Source organism: Leifsonia sp. HAY1-4F (genome assembly GCF_056755275.1).
This window is the reverse complement of record NZ_JBNDHX010000017.1, coordinates 1-19,334: the sequence shown is the minus strand read 5'-3', so window position 1 is coordinate 19,334 and position 19,334 is coordinate 1. Positions and strand designations below refer to the sequence as shown.

Genomic DNA, 19,334 nt, shown 5'->3' with positions numbered 1-19,334 from the left:
CCTTTCGCGCCTCTCCCGGTGCGTCGACCCCGACCGACTCGACCAGGAAGTACCAGCAGCTTGCCCCAGTCCACTCCCTCAGCGCGGCCGCGCCGCAGTCTCAGGGCACCCGTCGTGGTGGATGTGGATCAGCAGCAGGCACTCTCCGACGATCCGGTGAGCGCGTTCACGACGCTCGAGGAGCTGACGGCGACGCAGACCTTCCCGAGTCGCCGAGCGGCCCTCGAGGCGGAGCGCGCCCGGCCGCGCAAACGCGAGCGCATCGTCGTCAAGCCGACGCGCGCCGCCCGCGCCGAGGTCGCCCGCCCGGCTCGCGCCGAGCGCTCGGAGGCCGCAGCCCCGCGACCGGCGTCCGCTCCTCGGAAGCAGCGCGCCGCACGCCCGATTGCCGCCGTCACGACCTCGCCTGCGCGCGCCAGCCGGCAGCGGCGTCATCGCTGGGGCATCCACACGGTCGTCATGCTGTCCCTGGCCGCCTTCTTCGGCACCGCCGCCCTCCCCGCCTACGCCACCACCGGCGAGGGGTCGACCGGCGGCGCGGCCCGCACGGCGCTCGCCGTCCAGACCCTGACCGGGGGTGGCGTGACGCAGGTCGTCGCGCGTGACGGCCTCAACATCCAGGAGAGCCCGCAGGCCCTGGATTCGACCACCAACTCGTCCGTGTCTCCAGCGGTGCAGGCGCTCGCCGTCCAGCTCATGGGCGCCGTCGCCTCCGGCCGTCTCGTCGGTTCGACGCCGAACCACATCCCGGAGATCGCCAACCTCGCCGAGGGCAAGGCCGTCCCGAGCTGCGGCGTCGACTACCGCGTGCTCCAGGCCATCTCGGTGGCCCTCGACAACTTCAACCAGGTGGGCATCAGCGACATCAACCGCCGCTGCACCGGCCAGATCGAGGGAGCAGGAACCAGCTCCGCGCACTATGCGGACGGCGGCGGCCACGCGGTCGACTTCTACCTGCTGAACGGCTCGCCCCTCACCGGCGGCGACGCGAAGTCGATGCAGCTCATCCGCATCCTCGACCCGCTGGTCCCCGACGGTTCCGGCCTCGGACAGGTGGAGTGCCGGTCCTCGATGGACCTCACCAACTTCAAGCCGTTCGACGACACGTGCAACCACCTGCACATCGACTTCCTCAAGTCGGACGGCGCCACGCTCCGCTACGGCTGACCGGTCCTCAGCCGAAGAGGTTGAGCGCGGCCCACTGCACCAGGATGACGGTCTTGCCGTCAGCGATCCGGCCGTCCGCGACCATCCCGAGTGCCTCGTCGTAGGGCACGACGACCGGCTCGATCTCCTCGCCCTCCTCTTCCACGCCGCCGCCGCCGGAGACGTCCGCCGGAGCGTACTCCGCCGCATAGAAGTGGACGCGCTCGGTGACCGAACCCGGACTCATGTACAGGTCGAACAGATGCGTGAGCTCACCGATCGGCACTCCGAGCTCCTCGGCGGCCTCACGCCGGATCGCCTCCTCCGGCGACTCGCCGTCGAGCAGCCCCGCCGCGGATTCGATCAGCATGCCGTCCGGATGCCCGTTGACGTACGCGGGGAACCGGAACTGGCGCGAGAGCAGCAGTGTGCGGCCGACGGGATCGTAGAGCAGCACGGTCGCGCCGTTGCCCCGGTCGTAGGTCTCGCGCGACTGCGTGGTCCACTCGCCGGTGTGTCCGCGATAACCGAAGGTCGTACGGCGGAGAACGTGCCAGCCGTCCGAGGTCACCTCGACGTCGTGGATGCGCACATCCGGATTGCCGGTCAGGTCGCGTCCCGTCCGGTGCAGGCCCGTGCGGCCTCGGGTGTCCGGGAGGTCGTGGCCGGGCCGCTCGTCGCTCATGATCCGAGCCTAGGCCGTGCGCCGATGGCCGTTCCTGCCCTCAACATTCGTGACGAATGTCGCGTTCCAGCCGGCCAGAGTGCACATTCGTCACGAATGTCGACACCGCCGTCAGCGCTAGCGAGTGCGGTAGCGGGCGCGGAGCTTGCGCGCGGCGAGGATGTCGCCGGCCTGCACCTCCTGCGCCTTCAGGAGGCCCTTGTCCGACTTGAGGGGGAGTCGCAGGTCGACGTCCGCATCGATGCCGGCCACGAGCTCGCGCACCCGCTCCACCTCCGAGTCGAGTTCGGCGCCGAGCAGCAGCGCGACGTTCGCGATCCAGATCCACAGCAGGAAGACGATGATGCCGGCGAGCGTGCCGTAGGTCCGGTCGTAGTTGGCGAAGGTGCCCACGTAGAGCGCGAACAGGGCGGATGCGACGGCGAGCACCACGATCGCCGCGATCGACCCGGGCGTGAGCCAGCGGAGCCGCGGCTGCTTCACGTTCGGCGTCGCGGCGTACAGGACCGCCAGAAGCAGCACCAGCAGAATGGCGACGATCGGCCAGCGGATCACCGACCACGCCACCTGGAACGCCTGGTCGAGTCCGATCAGCCCGCCGAGGAACGACAGCACCGGCCCGGACACCACGAGCAGGATGGCCAGCAGCGACACGAGCACCAGCGTGAGGATCGTGACCCCCAGCTGCACCGGCCGCAGGACAAGCGCCGACCGACCCTCCCGAACGCCGTACACCCGGTTCAGGGCGCGCCCGAACGCGCCCACGTAGCCGGACGCCGACCAGATGGCGCCGACGATCCCGATGGCGAGCGCCCACCCAGTCGCGGGAGAGGAGGCGAGATGCTGGAGCGGACCCTTCAGCACATCCGTCATGCCGGGCGCGAGATCGTTGACCATCCCGAACAGTGCGGCGATGCCCGTCTTGCTCTGCCCGACCAGGCCCAGGATGCTGACCAGCGCCAGCAGCGCGGGGAACAGGGAGAGCACGCCGAAGTAGGTCAGGCCCGCGGCGAGGTCGGTCGCCTGGTCGGTGGTGAAGCTGCGCATGGTCCGCTTGAGGATGAAACCCCACGGCAGCCGGAACCAGGGGAGGCTGCGGCGGTCCTCGATCCGGCGGATCGCTTCGGCCCGGGCGCTGCCCACACCGCCCTGGTCAGCCGGCACGCCCGCGCCTCCGCAGGAGGAGGGCGGCGGCGCCGGCCGCGGCTCCGGTCAGCACGAGGAAGACGCCGGTGAAGAAGGCGGGATGCGACCGGATCTGCACGCGCAGGTTGAAGGTGGCGAACAGGTCGTCGAGCGTGGTCGCCAGCTCGTCGCGCGTGACCTCCAGGTCGAGCTTGAGCATGTTGATGCCCGCGCCCTTGGGGAGCGGCGGACGGCCGGCGGGACGTTGACCCGCCCGGCGGACCGAGGGTACCGAGTGCGTCGTCATGGCCGCTCCCCCTTCAACGCCTGGAAGTCGGCGCCGAGCTCGCTGCCGAGGTCGTCGGGCACCGGCGGCATCCCGCGCTTGAGGCTGCGCCAGCCGATCAGGCCGATGACGACGGCGATGACGATGAGGATGGCGGCCACGATGAGCGCGGCCAGCCAGGCGGGGAGGATCAGCGCGAAGCCCAGCACGGCCGCCGTCACCAGCACGCCGAACGCGAAGAACAGGAACAGGAGGGCGCCCGCGAGCAGCCCGGCGCCCATCCCGGCGGCCTTCGCCTTCGCGGTCATCTCGGCCTTGAACAGCGCGAGCTCGGACGCGATCAGCCGGCGCAACTGGGCCACGAGGTCCTTCGCCAGTTGGGGCAGCGGACGCAGTCCTCGGGTGGTGCGGCGCCGCTCGCGCGGCAGCGGTGGCTGGTCGGCCATGAAGTCGGGCTCCCTTCAGACGCTGGTAGGCCGAACGTACCCCGCGCCCGGGCACGAGTGAACCCGCGCATGGTGCACACTAGGGGCATGAACGGCAACGAGATCGACGGCCGGGGTGGCATCCTCGCGGCCGTGGTCCCCGGGCAGCCGGCCGCCGTGGTCGAGGCGGCCGCACGTCTCGCCGGCGACCTCGGCCTGCCGCTGGTGTGCGCGAACGTCGATCCCGATCGCTACCTGGTCTCGAGCTACGTCGACGGAACGGTCGTCGCGCTCCCCTACGACCCCGACCTGCCCGAGACCGAGGAGGAACGGTTCGATCCCGAGCTCGAGGCGCACATCCAGAGCATCCTGGAGGGGCGCGGTATCCCGTACTCGCTGAAGCAGCTGGCCGGCGACCCCGCCTGGGCCCTGGCGCGGCTGGCCGACGAGCTGGATGTGCGATACATCGTGGTCGGGACGCGGGACGCCGGGCTGCGCGGTAGCCTGCGCGAGTTCTTCAACGGGTCGGTCGCCGTGCACCTGGCGCACCGCCAGCACCGGCCGGTCGTCGTCGTCCCGCTGAATCCGATGCCGGGAGCGCAGAAGCTCCCGTGGGAAGATCCCCCGGTCTAGTGCCGGCGGTCCGTGGACCGGCGCCCGTGCACCTGCACCCGCGCTCCATCCTGCTCGTGTTCGCGGGCGGCGCCCTCGGGACGTCCGTGCGCTATCTGCTCAGCCTGTCGGTGCCGCCCGTGGGCGGAGTCCCGCTGATCACGCTCCTCCTCAACGTCACCGGCGCCTTCGTGCTCGGATGGCTGCTGCAGTCGCTCGCGCTGCACGGACCCGATGAGGGTGTGCGCCGCGATCTGCGCCTGTTCGCCGGGACGGGCATCCTGGGCGGCTACACGACGTACAGCTCGCTGGCGGTGGACACGGACGGGCTGATCGCGGCGCAGAGCGTCGGCTTGAGCATCCTCTACGCCGTCGCCACCATCGCGATCGGCGCTGCGGCCTCCGTCGCGGGGATCGCGCTGGCCTCCACGATCGCCCGGCGTCGCGCGGAGCGGGGGCGACGATGACGGCGTTGCTGGTCCTCGCCGTCGCCGCGGCCGGGGGAGTGGGCGCCGTCGCGCGACTCGTTCTCGACGGGCTTCTCCGGGCACGGGTGCGCATCGCGTATCCGCTCGGGACGACCGTCATCAACGTCACCGGGTCCTTCCTGCTGGGTCTCGTCACCGGCCTCGCCCTGGCCCACGGCCTCCCTGCGGAGTGGCGGGCGGTGCTCGGGACCGGTTTCCTCGGCGGATACACGACGTTCAGCACCGCGAGCTACGAGACAGTCCGGCTGGCGCAGCAGCGACGCTACCGGGCGGCGCTCGTCAACGGCGTCGGGATGCTCGTCCTCGCACTCGCCGCTGCCGGCCTCGGGCTCTGGCTCGGCGAACTCGGCTGATGCCGAGGCCGGCTGCTCCATGCCGGCCGGTCAGGGCTGGCCGGGCTCCTGCTCCATCCACCACTCGGTGAACTCCTCGGCCCGCCCGTCGGGAGCCAGCCGGATGATCCACAGGTTGCTGTAGATCGGGCCGTCGCGGTAGTCGGTGACGCCCTCCACGAACGAGACGGGGCCGTCCTGTCCGAGCAATCTCCACTCGAAGCTCGCGGCGCCGGGGTCGTCCTGGGCGTCCAGCCAGCCCTCCACGATCTCCTGGTGGCCGTCCCAGGGCTCGGCGAACGGTTCCGTGCGGTAGCTCGCGTCCTCGGTGAACAGGGCGCGGATGTCGTCGGGTTCGTTGCTCTCCCATGCGCGCCGGTAGAGGTCGATCCAGTTGGTGATCGCGTCCGCCATGCCCCCGTTATACGCCCTGGGTGCGAGGCGGCGCCACGATCCTTCGCCAACACCTTTACCGTCTGCTAGACGGGGGAGTACAGTCTGCTTCATCTCGAACGGTCGGGGGTGATCGCGTGCTGGAGGCGGCCGATGGGCTGCAGAGCAGGTTCACTCCCGCGCGCGTGCTCCTCGGTTCTCTGCTCCTTGGAGCGGGGCTGACCGTGGCAGGCTTCCTGCTGGGCGGTTCTCCCGCTTCCGGCGCAGAGCCGGCACCCCCGAATGGTCCTGTCAGTGCACTCGTGTCCGGCGCGGCCGATTCGGCCGGTCAGGCCGTCGGCGCGGTCGCGAGTGCCGCCGCCGCGGCGCTCCCGGCGCCGGCCGCCACTGCCGTCGCCCCTGTCGTCTCCACCGTCGTCGCGCCCGTGACCCAGACCGTCGACCAGGTGGCCGACTCGTCGCCGGTCTCGAGTGCGGTCGATCCGGTGGCCTCCGGTGTCGATGCGACCGTTGAGCAGCTGGCGGTCGTATCCGCTGTGCTTCCGCCGGCGCCGGTCTCTTCGGCGACGCAGCCGGTCAGCGGCTCCGTCGACCAGGCGGTGACGGATGTGGTCCGCGCAGTCGGCACGGGTGTCGCGCCGCTGACGCCGATCGACGCAAGCGGTCCGGGAACGGCTCCTGAGCCGGGCTCCTGCCCGGCCGGCGGTCCGGCCATCGCGGGGGCGGCATCGGAATCGGCTCCGGCGAGTGAGCCGACTGTCGCGTTCTCCACCTCTTCGCCGGCCGTGTTCGGTCTGCGCGGCTGGTCGGCGGACCTCGGCGGACCTCTGGGGAGTGGGCCATCGGACCCCGCACCCACTGCTCCGCCCGGTCTGCCCGGCGGTAGTCTGCCCGGCGGATCGGCCGCCGGCGGGAGCGCTTCGGGCGGAGCTGTGCCCGCCGCAGCGGCCACCGTCGACGGCTCCGCTCTGCCTGCATCCGGATGGATGGCGCGGGCCGGCGCGTCCGCAGACGATCTCCTCCCGGCCGGTCCGGTCGGCGACCACGACATCAGCCCCGACTGAGTGGGTCCCTGCTGCCCTCCTGTGGCAGCACGCGACCACTGCCCGGCACACGTGTGCCCGGGCGAGGACACTCAGCATGAAGGGCTTTCCCATGAATAAGTACGTATCCAGAGGGTTGTGGTTCACCCTCTGCGTCGGCGGCCTCTGGCTCGCCGGCACGGCCGCGGCGAACGCGGCCGAGACCTCCAGTGGCTCCGGCGGAACCCAAGCGGTCGTCGGCGCCGTGGCGCCCGTGACGATCTCGGGCAACGCCATCTCGGTCCTCGGCGACTCGACGAGTTCCGGCTCCACGGCCCAGGCGCCCACAGCGCCCGCGCCCTCGGCCTCGATCTCGCCCAGCTCGATCGGCGGCCTCCTCGGCGGAACACAGGCGGCGGCCGACGTGAGCGCGCCGGTGACGGTCTCCGGCAATGCGGTGAGCGTGATCGGGGATGCAGGAAGCACCGGCTCCGCGACGGCACCCGCCGCGTCGAGCGGCTCCGGCGGCTCTGGAGCGACGGCTGCATCGTCCGGTGCACCCGCCATCCAGGCGCCTGTCGCGGCTGCCGTTCCGGTGACCGCGGGTGGCAACGCTGTGGCGGTTCTCGGGAACGCGTCCTCGACAGGATCGTCGGCGACCGCTCCCAGCGGTGCCGGATCGGGCGCCACCGCATCCACATCCGGCGCAAACGGCGGGCTGTTGCCCGGTGTGCAGGCTCCGGTGGATGCTGCAGCGCCGGTGACGGCGGGCGGTAACGCCGTCTCGGTGCTCGGGGATGCCTCCTCCAGCGGTTCCACCTCCGGGGGCTCTGCTGCCGGGACGGGCAGCACGGCGACGTCCGGGTCCAGCGCCGGGCTGTTGCCCGGTGTGCAGGCTCCGGTGGATGCGACGGCGCCGGTGACGGCGGGCGGTAACGCCGTCTCGGTGCTCGGAGATGCCTCCTCCAGCGGTTCCACCTCCGGGGGCTCTGCTGCCGGGACGGGCAGCACGGCGACGTCCGGGTCCAGCGGCGGGCTGTTGCCCGGCGTGCAGGCTCCGGTCGATGCGACGGCGCCGGTGACGGCCGACGGTAATGCAGTCTCGGTGCTCGGGGATGCCTCCTCCAGCGGATCGATCCCGAGTACTCCTGCTACCGGCGGAGCGACGGCGGGCGGTACGACCGGTGGTACAACCGGTGGTGGTCTGCTCGGTGGTGGTCTGCTCGGTGGTGGTCTTCTGGACGGTGGCGGACTGCCGATCGGATTCGGCGTCCCGGTGGCGATCGGCGGAAATGCCCTCGGTCTCGTCGGTGCGAGCACCGGCGACACGTCGACCCCGACGCCTCCCGCGACTCCGATCACCCCGGCCGTGGGTGACCCCGAAACGACGGTGGCATCCGTAGGCGGCGTCGTAGCGCTCGGCGCGAGCAGTGGGAGCGGCACGGCGACCCTCGCCTCGACCGGCTCCGACAACCTGGGGGTCGGCGCCCTCGGCGCTCTCCTGGCCCTCCTCGGAGTGCTTGCGGTCTTCGCCTCGGCCAACCGGGAGCGTCGCCACCACACGCGCTGATCGGATCGTCGTTCGCTCCGCGCGCGCTTCGACTTCCCGGCACACCGGCTCCCCAGCGCCGGTGTGCCGGGAATCCGGCGTGGGCAGGGCGGCGGGACCGGCGCCGGTCAGAAGCCGATCGGCCGGCCCGGCGTGAGCGGTTTGTCGTTCCCGACGAACACCCGGCCGTCGTTGTACTCGGCCTCGCGCCGCTCGACCTCGGCGAGCAGTGCCTTGTTCAGCATCTCGGACCAACTGGTGTCGCGTTCGCCGAACGATGTCTGGCGGTAGGCGGCGCGCGCTCGGTTCCGCATGGCATCCGTGATGTAGAAGGTGACCGTCGTGCGCTTCTTGGGCGGCGTGCGCTTGGGTTGGGCCACGGCGCCTCTGGAGGACACCCGGAACTCCGCGGAGTTCTCGGAGTCCGGTGTATCGGCCGCAGCTGCGGCGGTGGATCGCTCCATGTCTCCCCTTTAGGCATATTCGATTGTGATCTTCGATTCCATATACTAGACGGTCCATCCCGGGCAGGGCCATTGTCCACAGCGCCTAAGCATGCTTTATATGCCCTAGCCATAACTGACTAGGGCATAAAAGGAACCATCTCGACGAGGTTCGGGTGACGGAGAGCCGTCAGTTCGAGAGCCGCTCCACGATCGACCCGAAGAGCTCGGGGCGCCGGGCGGCGGTCGGGACGATCCGTGGCCGGAAGCGGGAGCGCGACGCCATCACGAGGCCGGACGTGAGCAGACGGAAGTCACGGGTCGTGATGCGCCACGCTCGCTCGTACTGTTCCGTGCTGCCGGCGCGCACCGCGGCGATGGCGGCACGGGCCTGGGCGAAGCCGACGCGCATCCCTTCGCCGGTGAGTGCGTCCACATAACCGGAGGCGTCGCCGGCGAGGAGGACCCGGCCGGAGGAGCGCGAGCGGGCTCGCTGCAGCAGCGGCCCAGCCCCGCGCGGCTCGGTCACCGCCGCCGCGCCCTCGAGGCGGGCTGCGAGCTCCGGGATCCCGGCGACCACCTCATCCACATCGAGGGGACGCCCGCCGAGCACGGCGATACCGACCATGCGCTCCGCGACCGGAGTCACGTAGGCCTCCGCTCCGTGCGACCAGTGCACCTCCACGAGCGACGACCACGGCTCGACGGCGAAGTGTTTGCGCAGTCCGAAGCGCCGACGCGTCCCGGGCTGCGGCCGTCCGTCGAGACCGAGCATCCGCCGCACGGGGGAGTGCAGGCCGTCGGCGGCGATCACCCACGGCGCCAGGAGCGTCTCTCCGCTGCTCAGGCTCAGCTCCACCGCGTCCGCGCTCTGCGAGATGCCGGCGACTCTGGCCTGGATGCGCTCCGCGCCGACTTCCTCAGCGCGCTCCGCGAGCGCCTGGTGCAGGACCGTCCGCCGAACGCCCCGTCCCGGCCGGTCGGCGAAGAAGTGCTCGACGCGCGCGTCGCGGTCGAGGTAGGCGATGCCGTCCAGCCGGCGCCCGGGCGGATCGACGCCGATCCGGTGCAGGGCGGCCAGCGAGCCCGGCATCAGGCCTTCGCCGCACGCCTTGTCGATCGGGCCGACACGCGGCTCGACCAGCGTGACCTCCAGTCCGTTCATGCGGGCCTCGATCGCGCAGGCGAGACCGATGGGACCGCCGCCGACCACGACGAGCTGTGGGCTCATGCCCGTTCCGGTGCGGCCAGGACCGTCGCGAGGGCTTGGTTCTCGCAGCGGATGCGGACGGCGAGCAGCCAGGCGTTGAGGACGGAGAACGCCAGCGCGGTGATCCACGCCGTGTGCACGAGCGGGAGCGCGAAGCCTTCGACGACGACGGCGACGTAGTTGGGATGCGTGAACCAGCGGTACGGTCCGCGCGCCACCAGGGGCAGGTCGCGGACGACGATCACCCGGGTGTTCCAGCGTGGGCCCAGCGTCGCGATGCACCACCAGCGCAGAGCCTGGCTCGCCAGTACCAGGGCGAGCATCGTCCAGCCGAGCCAGGGCAGGAAGGGGCGGTCCGCGAACCACACCTCGGCGAGGCAGGCGAGCAGCAGGGAGGTGTGCAGCGCCACCATCGGGGGGAAGTGGCCACGGCCGAACTCGACCCCGCCGCGCGCGAACGACCATCTCGCATTGCGGGTCGAAACGATGAGCTCCGCGATGCGCTCCGCCCCGGTTGCGAGCACGAGGAGGCCGTACCAGATCATGCGAGCGTCCCGATCATGGTCATCTGCCGAGACTACGCAGCCGGCTCGATCATCGGAGCCGGGACCGGCGCGCGGCGCGCCCGGCCGTCCGCCCAGCGCAGCAGGACCAGCTCGCTCGTGACACCGGGCCCGAGCGCGAACAGCAACCCGATGGTGCCGGCGGGATGCGCATCCAGTTGCTCGGCCAGCACGTGCAGCACGGCGGCCGACGAGAGGTTGCCCACATTGGCGAGCGACCGCCAGCTGGCGTCGAGGGCACCCTCGGGCAGGTCGAGCGCCTCGGCGAACGCCTCCAGCACTTTCGGGCCGCCGGGATGTGCGGCCCAGGCGCCCACGTCGGACACCTCCAGGTCGTGCGCGGCGAGGATGCCGCGAGCATCCCCGGCGAAGTTCCGTTCGATCACCTCGGGAACGCCGGCGCTGAGCACGATGCGGAATCCGGTGCCCCCGATGTCCCAGCCGATGACGTCGGCGGTGTCGGGGTAGATGCGGCTGCGCGAGTCGACCACATCCGGACCGGCCAGTCCGAGCCGCTCCGCGCGGGCATCGCCCACCATGACGACGGCCGCTGCGCCATCGCCGAAGAGCCCGCTCGCCACGATGTTCGCCATCGAGTCGTCCCGCGCTTGCACGGTCAGCGAGCAGAGCTCCACCGAGAGCAGCACCGCCACCTCGTCCGGATGCCCGGCCAGGTAGTCGTTGACGCGCGCGATGCCGGCTGCGCCCGCGACGCATCCCAGGCCGAAGCTGGGGAGGCGCTTGACGTCGGGCCGCAATCCCAGACGGGCGACCAGCTGAGCGTCGATCGAGGGGGCCGCGATCCCCGTCACGGACGTGAAGAGCAGGAAGTCGACGTCGGCGGGAGCGAGGCCCGCTGAGTCCAGCGCGGCCGTCACCGCTCGCTCGGCGAGAGAGGTGCCCTCGGCGATGAAGAAGTCGTTCGACTCCCGGAACGACGCCAGCGAGCTGTACCGTTCGAGCGGCATCACCAGGCTGCGCGTCTGCACGCCCGATGCCGCGTGGATGCGGCGCATCACCTGCTGCCGCGCCGGGTCCGAGGTGATCATCGCGAGCAGCGCTGCGGTGATCTCCCCCTGGCTGTAACTCCGGGCGGGGAGCACCGGGGCCACCGACACGATTCGGCTCACATGCGAAAGGTACCACCCGCTTCCCGGAGCGCTCACGGCTTTCCGTCCCTGCCGTCGCTTCCTGCGTCGATCCCGCTAGAGGCGGTGTGTCAGCGGGTCAGCCGAGGAAGCGATGGTGGAGGCGCTGGACCTCGGAGACGGCTTGCGCGAGCGGGTCGGAGAGGGGCTCGCCGGAGGTCACGCCCATCACTTCTTCGACGATGGCGGGGGCCTCCGCTTCGTCCAGGATGCGCTGCAGCTCGAGGCTCTGGCTGTCCTCCGGAACGTCGAAGCGGAGGGCGGCGGTCACGGCGGCTATCAGGGCGGCCGGGACACCCCCGACGTACTGCGCATAGTCCGCAGCCGGACCGATGAATCGGTCGTTGCGTCCCAGCTTCCGGAGCGGCTCGCGGCCGACGCGGGTCACCTCGTCCACCAGGTACGGATTGGTGAACCGGTCCAGGATCTTCGCCCGGTAGGCGGCCAGCTCCTCCTCCGGCAGACCGTGCTTCGCCGACAGCGCCGCCGACGTCTCACGCAGCGCGGCCTCGGCGGCCTCGCGCACGGCGGGGATGGCGATCGCCTCGCTGATCGTCGTCGCGCCCTCCAGGAATCCCGTGTACGCGACCGTCGCATGCCCGGTGTTCACCGTGAACAGCTTGCGTTCGATGTACGGCCCGAGCGCGTCCACGAAATGCGCGCCGGGGATGCGGGGCTCCTGTCCCTCGAACGGCGTGCGGTCGACGACCCACTCGAAGAACGTCTCGACCGTCACATCCACTCCGGCGTCCGGCGCTTGGGCCGGCACGATGCGGTCGACCGCCGTGCTGGCGAACACGGCGCGTGCGGCCAGTCTCTCGCGGGTCTCGTCGTCCGGCAGCCCATCCATCAGCTCGGCCGCCAGAAGGTCGGAGGCGCCGATCGCGTTCTCGCACGCCATCACTGCGAGGCGCGGAGCGTCGTCCGCACGTGCGGCCAGGCCGCGGGCGATCACCGGCGCCACGAAGCGGAGGATGCGCGGACCGACCGCGGTCGTCACCACATCCGCCGTGGCGATCTCGGCCACCAGCGCATCCTCGTCGGTCGCGCTGTTGATGGCGCGGAAACCGGTGACGGTCGTCGTCTGCGACTCCTCGCCGACCAGGTGCACCCGGTAGGAGTCGGCGGCCGCGAGAGCATCGATCAGCTCGGCGTTGACGTCGGCGAACACGACCTCGTAGCCGGCTTCGTGGAGCAGGAGCCCCACGAAGCCGCGCCCGATGTTGCCCGCGCCGAAGTGGACCGCCTTCACGTGACTGCCTTCATTCGACTGCTCCTCATCGTGATCCCGCCTATTCGTTGACGTCGCCGAGGAGGGCGAACAGTGCATCCGCGTCCGGGGCGTCGATCAGCTTCTGGACATCGTCCTCCTCGGAGAATAGGATGGCGATCTTCGACAGGATCTCCAGGTGCTCGTTGTTCTGCCCGGCGATCCCGACGACGAACCGCACCTCCTCGCCGCCCCAGTCGAGCGGCGAGGAGTAGCGGATGAAGGACAGGGCCGACCGCTTGATCTCGTCCTTGGACTCGTTGGTGCCGTGCGGGATGGCCAGGCCGTTCCCCATGAACGTCGAGACGGTGTTCTCGCGCTCCTGCATCGAGTCGACGTAGGCCGGATCGACGGCGCCCGCCCCGACGAGCAGCCCACCCGCCTCCCGGATCGCGTCCTCCCGCGTGACCGCGGAGCCCGCGGCCACGACGTTCGCCCGGTCGAGAATCGTGTCGGTCATTTCGTGGCGTCCTCCGTGGTCTTCTGCTGGCTGGCGACGAGCTGGACGACCTCGTCGTACTTCGGGCTGTTCATGAAGTTGTCGACCGACACATGGACCGAGTCGGGCGACTGGCCCTTGGCGCGGTCGGTGAGCTCGCGTTGCGTAATGACGAGGTCGGCAGTGCCGTCGAGATTGCTGATGGCCTGGTTGGTCACCGTCACCCCTTCGACTCCGGCCTTCTTGAACTTGTTCCGCAGCACCGAGGCGCCCATCGCGCTCGATCCCATTCCAGCGTCGCATGCGAACACGATGTTCTGCACCAGTCGCGTCGTGGCGTCGCCCTGCGCGTCGCCGGTGTCGTGCTCGCCCTCTCGGACGAGGCCCCCGAGCACCGAGGACGACTTGCCCTTGTTCGCTTCGGTCTGTGCGACGGCGGCCGACAGGTCGCCCGCGTTCCCCGCGGCGAGGTCACGGCGGCGGCTGGAGCGCAGGATGATGGATCCCACGAGGAAGGACACCGCCGCCGCACCGATCACCGAGAGGGTCACGCCGACGACGCTGTCGCCTGGCGACTGGATCAGGACGGCGATGATCGAGCCGGGGGAGGCCGGAGCACGCAGGCCGGATCCGAACGTGACATTGATCGCGATGCCGGTCATGCCGCCGAGGATGGCCGCGATGATCATCATCGGCTTCATCAGCACATACGGGAAGTAGATCTCGTGGATGCCACCGACGAACTGGATCAGGGCGGCGCCGGGCGCGCTGGCCCGAGCGATACCCAGACCGAAGACCGAATAGGCCATCAGGATGCCGAAGCCGGGCCCAGGGTTGGCCTCGAGCAGGAACAGGATGGACTTGCCGGTCTGGTGCGCCTGCTCGATGCCCAGGGGCGTGAGCACCCCGTGGTTGATCGCGTTGTTGAGGAACAGCACCTTGCCCGGTTCGATCAGGATGCTCGCCAGCGGCAGCAGGTGCGCCGAGACCAGCCAGTTGACCGCGCTGCTGAGTACCGCGCTCAGCCACTCGACGATCGGCGCGATCCCGAAGAAAGCCCCGATCGAGAGCAGCATGCCCACGATTCCGGCCGAGAAGTTGTTCACCAGCATCTCGAAGCCGGCCTTGATCTTGCCGTCCCAGAGCTGGTCGACCTTCTTCATCACGTAGGCGCCGAGCGGGCCCAGGATCATCGCGCCGATGAACATCGGGATGGTCGAGCCGACGATCACACCCATGGTCGCGATGCAGCCGACGACACCACCGCGGACGCCGTAGACCATGCGCCCACCGGTGTTGGCGATGAGCAGCGGAAGCAGATATGTGATCATCGGGCCGACAAGCCCGACGTACTGCTGGAACGTGTGGCCACTCGGGTCCTGGGCGAGTACGGTGGCCGCACCCTGCCATCCGATCTTCGCCTGGTCGCCGAACCCGCCGAGGATGGGACTGATGGCCCAATCGGTGTTCTGCAGCCAGCCGGTCGCGATGAACAGGGCGGTGATGAGTCCCCAGGCGATGAACGCGGGGATGTTGGGCATCACCATATTGGAGAGGAACGTGCCGAAGCGCTGCACGTGGACGCGCGCTCCGCCCGGCTTCTTCGCCGACTCCAGTGTCGCCGATGTCATTGTGTTTCCTCGTTTCTATCGGCCTGTGCCGATCCGTCGGGGTTACTTGGTGAGGTGAACCGTTCGGCGGCCGCACGGACCGCGTCCCGGGCTTCGGTCGCGCCATCGGCGGCCAGGGCGGTCTCGGCCAGCGAACGTGCCTGGCCGAGGGTGTAGCGCTTGAGGGACAGCCTCACGTCGGCGAGTGCCGCCGGCGACATGGAGAGGGTGGTCGCGCCGAGTCCGACGAGCACCACGGCCAGCAGCGGGTCCGCTGCCGCCTCGCCGCAGATGCCGACCGGTTTCCGCCAGGCGACCCCCGCAGCCCCGACCTCGCCGATGAGGCGGAGGACGGCGGGATGCCAGGGATCCTGGAACCCGGCGACGGAGCCGAGCAGGCGGTCGGCGGCGAGCGTGTACTGCGTGAGGTCGTTGGTGCCGATCGAGGCGAAGTCCGCGACCTGCAGCACCCGGTCGGCGAGGAGCGCGGCCGAAGGCACCTCCACCATGACGCCGACGGTCTTCAGCCCGTACTCACGCCCGAGCTCGGTGAAGTAGCGCGTCTCCTCGATGGTGGAGACCATCGGCGCCATCACCCAGAGGTCGGCGTCGGTCTGCGCGTCGGCTTCGGCGAGGGCGGTCAGCTGCTCGCGGAGGATGTCCTCGTTCGCGCGCAGCGAGCGGAGGCCGCGGAGGCCGAGCGCCGGGTTGTCCTCGTGAGCGTCGTTGAGGAACTCGAGGGGTTTGTCCGCGCCGGCGTCGAGGACGCGCACGACGACCTTCCTGCCGCCGCCGAACGCGCTCAGCAGCTTCACGTACTGCTCCCGCTGCTGCTCGACCGTCGGCGCCAGCCGCTGGTCGAGGAAGAGGAACTCGGTCCGGAACAGTCCGACGCCCTCCGCGCCCAGAGCCACGGCCTCCTCCGCCCCATCGGCGGAGCCGAGGTTGGCGAGCAGGGGGATGGCCGTCCCATCCGCCAGAGCGCCCGGCTCGACGGCTCCGGCGAGGGCGGCGGCGCGTTCCGCGATGCGGCGCTCCGCGTCGGCGCGCTCGGCTGCAGTCGGGGAGACGGTGACGGTGCCGGCCGCCGCATCCACGATGACCTCGTCGCCGTCGGCGAGGCGGTCTGCTCCGGCCGCGCCGACGATCGCGACGATCGACTTCTCACGGGCGAGGATCGCCGTGTGCGAGGTCGGGCCGCCCTCGGTCGTGACCAGCCCGAGGACCTTGGTCAGGTCGAGGAGGGCGGTGTCGGCCGGTGCCAGGTCGTGGGCGACCAGGACGAACGGCCGGTCGGACTGTGGGACGCCCGGGGCCGGCCTTCCCTGGAGAGCGGCGACGACGCGCTGCGAGACGTCGTCCAGGTCGCCCGCACGCTCGCCCATGTAGCCGCCCAGATCCTTCAGCATGTCGCGGAACACCGCGAAGCCTTCGAAGACCGCACGCTCGGCGGTCTTGCCGCCGTCGATTCTGGAGGCGACATCGTCGGCGAGGGTTGAGTCCTCGGCCATCATCGACTGCGCCTCGAGCACGTCAGCCGCGGTGCCTTCGACGGTGGATGCGCGCTGGCGCAGGTCCGCGGCGACCGTGGCCACCGCATCCCGGACCCGGGCCTTCTCCTCGTCGGGGGTGCGCTCGCTGTGCTCGTCCGTCGGCTCGGGCAGCGGGGCCGACATCCGCAGGACGGGCCCCACGGCGACGCCCTGGCCGATGCCGGCGCCGGTCAGCACGACGTTCGCGCTGGGGATGCCCGTGCGGGTCAGGACGCTGTCGCCGCTTGTGCTCTGCTCGCTCATGGTGTGCTCGCTCATGCTCAGGCGTCGTGGTCCGTGGCGAGGATCTCGGCCAGGTCGTCCAGCACGGCCTCGCCGTCGTGCGCGTCGGTGGTGAGCACGATCTTGTCGCCGTGGTCGATGCCCAGGGAGATCACGCCGAGGATGCTGCCGGCGTCGACAGTCCTGCCGCCCTCCTTGGTCAGCTTCACGGCCGCACCCGAGCCGTTCACGGCCTCGACGAAGAGCTTCGCGGGGCGGGCGTGCAATCCGTGCGTCGATCCGACGGTGATGATCCGTTCAGCCATGGTTCCGATCTCCTTCGTTCCGTGCCGGCCGCGTGTCGGCCGCCGCCATCCGTTCGATGGCGCTGCTCACAGTCTCGTCGCCTTCGCGCCGAGGGCCAGGTCCAGTGCGGCGTCCCCGTCGAGCGCCGCCGGTGAGACCGCGGGCAGGACGGCCACGGCGGTGCCGCTGGCGGCGGCGCGCTCACGGAGGCCCGCGACCGCGGACTCCAGGTGCCCTCCGACGAGCACCACATCCACACCGGCGAGGGACTCCAGCTGGCTCGCGCTGCCGGGTTCGACCTCGACGGCGACGCCGCGCAGCCGGGCTGCAGTGCGCAGCTTGACGGCGACGAAGGTGCTGGACGCGCCGGCGCCGCAGACGACCACGATCTTCATCGATCTTGCCTTTCCGGGTGACGCTGGGTGGGACGGGAGGAACGCCACCATGCTCACCCTGGTCGGGCGATCCCCTCCAGCAGCGTTTCTTCCGGGGGTGCGGAAAGATCGCCGGAATCCGCCGCCCGGCCCTGCCCGGGTGGTTGACTCATCGAGGAAGGTGGTCCTAGTGGCGCTCTCGGCGAAGCAGACGAGGATGCTCGACATCCTCGCGCGTCGTGCTGCCTGGACGACGGCTGCTGAACTCGCCCACGATCTCGGCGTGACGACGCGCAGCATCCGCAGCTACGCCGCCGCGCTGGGCGAGGTGGTCGAGTCGGGGCCGAACGGCTACCACGTCAAGCCCGACGCGTACGCGGCGTACCTCGCGGGCGACGGGACATCCGAGGCGGGCACGGCCGGCTCCCCCCAGGAGCGGCTCGTCTTCCTCGTGCGGCGGCTGCTCGACGAGCCCGACGGCGTCGATGTGTACGAGACCGCCGAGAGCCTGTTCGTCAGCGACTCGACCATCGAATCCGACCTGACCCGGATGCGCGGCCTCCTCGCGGGCACCGAGCTGTCCCTCGAACGGCACGGCGCCGTCGTGCGGTTGCTCGGGCCGGAGATCGCGCGGCGCAAGCTGCTGAGCCGGCTGTTCCGCGACGAGATGCGGCAGAGCGTCGTGGATGTGGCGCGCATCCAGGAGGCCTTCGGCTCGAGAGGACTGGCCGAGTTCAAGTCGGACCTCGTCGGGATGCTGGATGCCCGCGGTTTCTTCGTGAACGAGTACGGCATCAACGACGTGCTCCTCCACATGGCCGTGGCGCTCGACCGGGTCGCGAAGAACCGCGTGCTGCCGACGGTGGAGGAGCCGGAGACGAGCGAGACCATCCGGTCGCTGGCCCGCGACCTCGGGGAGCTCATCGAACGGCACTTCGGCACCGCACTCGACCCCACGGAGCTGCGCTACCTGGCCATCCTCATGCGCACCCGGGTCATCGCGCCGGGAGCCGGCAGGGACGGTGTCGAGGAGTTCGTCAGTCCCGCCGACCTCGACGTCGTCCGGGGGATCATCGACCGCGCCTCCAGCGAGTACCTCGTCGACCTGCACGACGAGGACTTCATCGTCCGGCTCACCCTGCACGTGCAGAACCTCGTCGCCCGTGCGCACGAGAACACCTTCTCCCGTAACCCCCTCACCCGGTCGATCAAGAGCTCGTACCCGATGATCTACGAGCTCGCGGTCTACATCGCCAGCCGGCTGCAGGCCGCCGAGGGGATCGAGGTCAACGACGACGAGATCGCCTACATCGCCATGCACGTGGGGGCGTACCTGGAGCAGCAGTCCCGGCGCCGGGACGCGGTCACGTGCGCGGTCGTGTGTCCCAACTACTACGACATGCACATCCTGCTGCGCGACCGGCTCGAGAGCGTCCTCAGCGACGAGCTCGACATCACCAGCGTCATCACCTCGACGGACGTCGACTGGGACACCATCGACGCCGACCTGGTGCTCACCACGATCGACCCGCTGGTCCGCCGCGAGAACACCGTGATCGTGCAGCCGTTCCTGACCGAGACGGATGTGGAGCACATCCGGCAGGCCGCGTCGCGCATCCGTCGCCAACGGCACCGGGCGCGCATCAAGAGCGAGCTGCTGGAGTACTTCGACGAGAGTCTGTTCCTGCGCAACTTCTACGCACGTGACCCGATCACGATGATCCGCGCACTCGGCGACCGGATGATCGCGGCCGGGGCCATCGACCGCGAATACGTCGATCAGAGCGTGGAGCGCGAGCAGATGTCCTCCACGGCGTTCACCGACTCCCTCGCCGTCCCGCACGCGATGACGATGAGCGCGAAGCGGACGGCCATCGCGATCGTGGTCAACGACACGGCGATCGATTGGGGGGATGCGCGGGTCAACGTGATCGCGTTCATCGCGTTCTCGGCCGAGGGCCGGGCGTCGTTCCAGACCGTCTTCGACCAGTTCGTCGAGGTGTTCTCGGACCGGGAGACCGTGCTCGGCCTCATCCGCCGCTCCGACACCTTCACCACCTTCATCGACGAGCTCGTCCGCATCATCGACGCCTGACCCCTCCCGCACCCTCCCGCGCCTGTCTCTTATACACATCTGACGCTGCCGACGACGGA

The 19,334-nt window shown here is 70.4% G+C and carries 22 protein-coding genes; 7 read left to right on the top strand and 15 right to left on the bottom strand.

The window, feature by feature from the left end; all coding sequences use genetic code 11:
- The first annotated feature begins 114 nt into the window (after positions 1-114).
- Complete coding sequence (locus ACPYOG_RS05630; protein WP_481293269.1) at positions 115-1,167, top strand: hypothetical protein; 1,053 nt, start codon at positions 115-117, stop codon at positions 1,165-1,167.
- 7 nt (positions 1,168-1,174) lie between these two features.
- On the opposite strand, the gene ACPYOG_RS05625 is transcribed toward ACPYOG_RS05630, so the two are convergent.
- The 4 genes from ACPYOG_RS05625 to ACPYOG_RS05610 form a co-directional block, all read right to left on the bottom strand.
- Positions 1,175-1,831, bottom strand: coding sequence for an NUDIX domain-containing protein (locus ACPYOG_RS05625; RefSeq protein ID WP_481293268.1), 657 nt, complete (start codon positions 1,829-1,831; stop codon positions 1,175-1,177).
- Positions 1,832-1,948: 117 nt separating this feature from the next.
- Positions 1,949-2,995 carry a YihY/virulence factor BrkB family protein gene (locus ACPYOG_RS05620; protein ID WP_481293267.1) on the bottom strand — a complete coding sequence of 349 codons (1,047 nt, stop codon included), beginning with the start codon at positions 2,993-2,995 and terminating at the stop codon, positions 1,949-1,951.
- On the bottom strand, positions 2,985-3,263 hold the full coding sequence (locus ACPYOG_RS05615) for a hypothetical protein (protein ID WP_481293266.1): 279 nt from the start codon (positions 3,261-3,263) through the stop codon (positions 2,985-2,987). Before ACPYOG_RS05615 ends, ACPYOG_RS05620 begins: the two co-directional genes overlap by 11 nt.
- Positions 3,260-3,688, bottom strand: coding sequence for a phage holin family protein (locus ACPYOG_RS05610; protein ID WP_481293265.1), 429 nt, complete (start codon positions 3,686-3,688; stop codon positions 3,260-3,262). The genes ACPYOG_RS05615 and ACPYOG_RS05610 overlap by 4 nt, the downstream gene beginning before the upstream one ends.
- A gap of 87 nt (positions 3,689-3,775) precedes the next feature.
- Here ACPYOG_RS05610 and ACPYOG_RS05605 point away from each other — a divergent pair, with 87 nt between their 5' ends.
- From ACPYOG_RS05605 to crcB, 3 genes are read left to right on the top strand one after another with little or no spacing between them, the layout of a single operon-like run.
- On the top strand, positions 3,776-4,300 hold the full coding sequence (locus ACPYOG_RS05605; RefSeq protein ID WP_481293264.1) for a universal stress protein: 525 nt from the start codon (positions 3,776-3,778) through the stop codon (positions 4,298-4,300).
- Positions 4,301-4,326: 26 nt separating this feature from the next.
- On the top strand, positions 4,327-4,746 hold the full coding sequence (locus ACPYOG_RS05600; RefSeq protein WP_481293263.1) for a fluoride efflux transporter FluC: 420 nt from the start codon (positions 4,327-4,329) through the stop codon (positions 4,744-4,746).
- The gene (crcB, locus tag ACPYOG_RS05595; RefSeq protein WP_090035456.1) at positions 4,743-5,120 is read left to right on the top strand and encodes a fluoride efflux transporter CrcB; all 378 of its coding nucleotides are present in this window, start codon (positions 4,743-4,745) and stop codon (positions 5,118-5,120) included. The genes ACPYOG_RS05600 and crcB overlap by 4 nt, the downstream gene beginning before the upstream one ends.
- 30 nt (positions 5,121-5,150) lie before the next feature.
- Here the strand turns inward: crcB and ACPYOG_RS05590 are convergent, their stop codons facing one another.
- Positions 5,151-5,513, bottom strand: coding sequence for a nuclear transport factor 2 family protein (locus ACPYOG_RS05590; protein ID WP_481293262.1), 363 nt, complete (start codon positions 5,511-5,513; stop codon positions 5,151-5,153).
- 116 nt (positions 5,514-5,629) lie between these two features.
- Here ACPYOG_RS05590 and ACPYOG_RS05585 point away from each other — a divergent pair, with 116 nt between their 5' ends.
- Together ACPYOG_RS05585 and ACPYOG_RS05580 are read left to right on the top strand one after the other, a co-directional pair.
- Positions 5,630-6,556: a hypothetical protein gene (locus tag ACPYOG_RS05585; RefSeq protein WP_481293261.1), complete on the top strand. Its 927-nt coding sequence runs from the start codon at positions 5,630-5,632 to the stop codon at positions 6,554-6,556.
- A gap of 91 nt (positions 6,557-6,647) precedes the next feature.
- Positions 6,648-8,084 (top strand): chaplin family protein, encoded by a 1,437-nt coding sequence (locus ACPYOG_RS05580; protein WP_481293260.1) that lies wholly within the window; start codon positions 6,648-6,650, stop codon positions 8,082-8,084.
- A gap of 107 nt (positions 8,085-8,191) precedes the next feature.
- On the opposite strand, the gene ACPYOG_RS05575 is transcribed toward ACPYOG_RS05580, so the two are convergent.
- From ACPYOG_RS05575 to ACPYOG_RS05530, 10 genes are all read right to left on the bottom strand, one after another.
- Positions 8,192-8,527, bottom strand: coding sequence for a ParB family protein (locus ACPYOG_RS05575; protein WP_481293259.1), 336 nt, complete (start codon positions 8,525-8,527; stop codon positions 8,192-8,194).
- Positions 8,528-8,696: 169 nt separating this feature from the next.
- Positions 8,697-9,737, bottom strand: a complete 1,041-nt coding sequence (locus tag ACPYOG_RS05570) for an NAD(P)/FAD-dependent oxidoreductase (RefSeq protein WP_481293258.1) — start codon at positions 9,735-9,737, stop codon at positions 8,697-8,699.
- On the bottom strand, positions 9,734-10,261 hold the full coding sequence (locus ACPYOG_RS05565) for an isoprenylcysteine carboxyl methyltransferase family protein (protein WP_481293257.1): 528 nt from the start codon (positions 10,259-10,261) through the stop codon (positions 9,734-9,736). The genes ACPYOG_RS05570 and ACPYOG_RS05565 overlap by 4 nt, the downstream gene beginning before the upstream one ends.
- Before the next feature lie 32 nt (positions 10,262-10,293).
- Positions 10,294-11,409 carry a type III polyketide synthase gene (locus tag ACPYOG_RS05560; protein WP_481293256.1) on the bottom strand — a complete coding sequence of 372 codons (1,116 nt, stop codon included), beginning with the start codon at positions 11,407-11,409 and terminating at the stop codon, positions 10,294-10,296.
- A 97-nt stretch (positions 11,410-11,506) separates the two neighbouring features.
- Positions 11,507-12,679 (bottom strand): mannitol-1-phosphate 5-dehydrogenase, encoded by a 1,173-nt coding sequence (locus ACPYOG_RS05555; RefSeq protein ID WP_481293255.1) that lies wholly within the window; start codon positions 12,677-12,679, stop codon positions 11,507-11,509.
- A gap of 40 nt (positions 12,680-12,719) precedes the next feature.
- Complete coding sequence (locus ACPYOG_RS05550; RefSeq protein WP_481293254.1) at positions 12,720-13,157, bottom strand: PTS mannitol transporter subunit IIA; 438 nt, start codon at positions 13,155-13,157, stop codon at positions 12,720-12,722.
- A complete protein-coding gene (locus ACPYOG_RS05545; protein ID WP_481293253.1) occupies positions 13,154-14,767 on the bottom strand; it encodes a PTS mannitol transporter subunit IIBC in 1,614 nt (537 codons plus the stop codon). The genes ACPYOG_RS05550 and ACPYOG_RS05545 overlap by 4 nt, the downstream gene beginning before the upstream one ends.
- Complete coding sequence (ptsP, locus tag ACPYOG_RS05540; protein ID WP_481293252.1) at positions 14,764-16,557, bottom strand: phosphoenolpyruvate--protein phosphotransferase; 1,794 nt, start codon at positions 16,555-16,557, stop codon at positions 14,764-14,766. The genes ACPYOG_RS05545 and ptsP overlap by 4 nt, the downstream gene beginning before the upstream one ends.
- 2 nt (positions 16,558-16,559) lie before the next feature.
- A complete protein-coding gene (locus tag ACPYOG_RS05535; RefSeq protein WP_481293251.1) occupies positions 16,560-16,826 on the bottom strand; it encodes an HPr family phosphocarrier protein in 267 nt (88 codons plus the stop codon).
- Positions 16,827-16,892: 66 nt separating this feature from the next.
- On the bottom strand, positions 16,893-17,201 hold the full coding sequence (locus tag ACPYOG_RS05530) for a PTS sugar transporter subunit IIB (protein WP_481293250.1): 309 nt from the start codon (positions 17,199-17,201) through the stop codon (positions 16,893-16,895).
- 169 nt (positions 17,202-17,370) lie between these two features.
- Here ACPYOG_RS05530 and ACPYOG_RS05525 point away from each other — a divergent pair, with 169 nt between their 5' ends.
- Positions 17,371-19,275: a BglG family transcription antiterminator gene (locus tag ACPYOG_RS05525; protein ID WP_481293249.1), complete on the top strand. Its 1,905-nt coding sequence runs from the start codon at positions 17,371-17,373 to the stop codon at positions 19,273-19,275.
- The last annotated feature ends 59 nt before the right edge of the window (positions 19,276-19,334 follow it).